Genomic DNA, 2,730 nt, shown 5'->3' on the forward strand with positions numbered 1-2,730 from the left:
AAATTCGTGCACGTGGCCCAGTCGGTGCGCTGCTAGGCTCGACCTGCCGTGCACGGAACAGGTGCCGGGACCCGGCAAGCGCGAAGGGATGCACCGCGGTGAGTCGTTTGGCAGGCATTCACGACCTGGCGTATTGCTTCCAGCGTCTGGGAGGTGCGGGCAGCGCCGGCTACGCAGAGGACTGGGTCGGCCTCGGCGCGAACCTGGGCGCGCTCGCCGGCAAAGCGATGTGGTACGCGAAAGGCCAGTGGAAGACCCTGGTGGACGCGTTGGCCAAGTCGGGGAAGAGCGTGTTGCCGACCCCCACGGCCATTATCGACGTGACGATGGTGGCGGTTTCAATCGTGGATCTTTTCAACGGATTCGGGCCGCCCGACAAAGGCGCCGCATTCACCAGCGGTGTCGACAAACTCTCCAACGTCAAGCTGCAGCTGGAGGCGGCGGTTCCGGACGCCCGCGACTGGGACGGCCGCGCGGCGCAGGCCTATGCCGACCAGAACGCGGCGCTGCAGGCCCTCGTGGAGACGATGCAGCAGCTGGACAAGCAGATGCAGGCGCTGGTGGCCAACCAGGGCGCCGAGGTCCAAAAGGCGCACACCGCCATCTCGGTGACGCTGCTGGGCCTCGTCGTCGCCCAGGGTATCGCCCTGGCGCTCTACATCATTCCCATTGTCGGCGCCGAGATTTCGTGCGCCTGGCAAATCGTCGCCGCCTTCGCCGCGGGGGCCACCGTGCTGGCGTTCGAGATGTTCACGCTGGCGAATTCGATGTCGCTCGGCAACGAGGTCAACGCGGTGGCCCTGCAGTACGGCGAGGTGCAGAAGAACGCGACGCTGACGGGGTCGTTCTCCCGGATCCAGCTGCCCGAGGCGACGGAGACCAGGGTGGCCAGCTTCACGGCCATCTCCGAGAGCATGACCGGCATCTCGGCCTTCACGCAGCTGCCGACCGTCGCCTCGCTGGCCGGCGCCGCCGGCGCCGTCGGCCCGAGCGCCTCGGCGGACGCGCAGGCCAAGGTGAGCGCCTTCACCGAAACGCCCTCGGAGGCAACGCCGGTGGACGCGCCCGCCACGCCGCCCGCGCCGGCGTTCACGCCGCCGACGCTGGCCCAGGTGAGCGCGGCATCGGCGCAGACCGCGAAGATGTCCGGGCACGTCTCCCAGCACATGAACCTGTTCAACCAGACGATGGGATCTGTCCAGTCACTCGCCTCGATGGGCCAGCAGGGTCAGGGGGCCGCGGCACCGGCCGAGGAGGCCGTCGCCGAGGAGGCGGCCGCCGCGGCCGCTCCGGCCGAGGCCACCCTCGCGGGCGACGTCGAGGGAGCGGGCGCCGCGCTGGGCGCACAGGGTGCCGAGCGGGCGCCGATCGACGTCGCGGCGCAGGGCGCCGAAGCCGTGGCGAGCCCGCGCGACAGCAGCTAGAGCCGAGACAATAGGAGAACCACCCATGGCGGATCTGGCCGTCACCCCGGAGTACCTCGAGAAGCTCGCGAAAAAGCAGGACGACGCGTCGGGCAAGGCATCCGACGCGGCCACCGCGGCGGCCAAGATCGAAACGGCGGTCTGGGTGACCCACGGTGTGATCAGCGGCGTGTCCAACAGCGCGTTCACCGCCGCCGAGAAGGTCCGCGCCAACGCGGGCAAGAACATCGCGACCGCCGCCTCCGATCTTGCCGCGAAGCTGCGCACCGCCGACACGGTCTATGCCGGCGTCGACGAGGACCTGGGCGCCAGCATCGACAAGCAAGTGCTCGACCACTGATCATGTCCGGTCCCCTCATCGCCGGTGGTGCGGCGCTCATCGACGACGTCGTCGGCGTGGAGCTGACCGTGGACGGCCTGCTGGTGATCGCCGACCGGCTGCACCTGGTGGACTTTCCGGCAACCCTGGGAATCCGGCCGAACATCCCGCAGGAGGACCTGCGCGACCTCGTGTGGGATCAGGTGCAGCGTGACCTCATCATGCAGGGCGTGCTGGACCAGTACGGCCGGCCCCACCCGGGCGTAGCCGCGATGGTCGACACCCTCAGCAGGGCGGACCGGGCACTGGAGGGCCGGTGGTGGCGGCGCGACGCGGGCGGCGTCATGGTGCGATTCGTGGTGTGCCGCCAGGACGAACGCCACGTGATCGCGGCGCGGGACGGAGACCTGCTGGTGCTGCAGCTGGTGGCTCCCCAGGTCGGCCTGGCGGGCATGGTGACCACCGTACTCGGGCCCGCCGAGGCCGCCGACGTCGAACCGCTGACCGGCGTCGCGACCGAACTGGCCGGGTGCACCACCGCGGCCCAGTTGGCGCAACACGGCCTGGGGCCGGCCTCGGCCCGCCGTTACGCCGAGATCACCGCGGACCCCAGCGCCTGGGTGGAGATCGTCGCCACCCAGCGCCATCCCGGGGGCACGTCGACCCACACCGATGTCGCCGCCGGAATCCTGGACTCCGACCACGGCAGGCTGGTGTCCCTGCCGCGGCGCGTCGGCGGCGAGTTGTACGGCAGCTTTCTGCCCGGTACGCAGCAGAACCTGCAGCGCACGCTGGACGGCCTGCTGGAGTTCCTGCCGGCCGGCGCCTGGTTCGATCACGCCGAGACCGCCGCTGAGACCGACCACGCCTCCTACCGGGCCTGACTGCCGCAGCGACGAATTGAAGAAAGAGGACACGATGCCCCAGCCCGATCACGACGACCTGGCCGCCCTGGACTTCCACGGCCCCGACGACCATGACCACGGC

At 70.2% G+C, this 2,730-nt stretch carries 3 protein-coding genes; all 3 read left to right on the forward strand.

Annotated elements, in window-relative coordinates:
• Positions 1-98 precede the first annotated feature (98 nt).
• Genes AC2VOK_RS19660 through AC2VOK_RS19670 form a run of 3 tightly spaced genes read left to right on the forward strand, consistent with a single transcriptional unit; the run spans position 99 to position 2,627 of the window.
• Positions 99-1,424 (forward strand): EspA/EspE family type VII secretion system effector, encoded by a 1,326-nt coding sequence (locus AC2VOK_RS19660; protein WP_428901933.1) that lies wholly within the window; start codon positions 99-101, stop codon positions 1,422-1,424.
• Between the two features lie 25 nt (positions 1,425-1,449).
• Positions 1,450-1,764, forward strand: coding sequence for an ESX-1 secretion-associated protein (locus AC2VOK_RS19665; RefSeq protein WP_428901934.1), 315 nt, complete (start codon positions 1,450-1,452; stop codon positions 1,762-1,764).
• 2 nt (positions 1,765-1,766) lie between these two features.
• Positions 1,767-2,627: an ESX secretion-associated protein EspG gene (locus tag AC2VOK_RS19670; RefSeq protein ID WP_428901935.1), complete on the forward strand. Its 861-nt coding sequence runs from the start codon at positions 1,767-1,769 to the stop codon at positions 2,625-2,627.
• Positions 2,628-2,730: the final 103 nt, after the last annotated feature.

This window comes from Mycobacterium sp. TH-M116, from assembly GCF_057473685.1.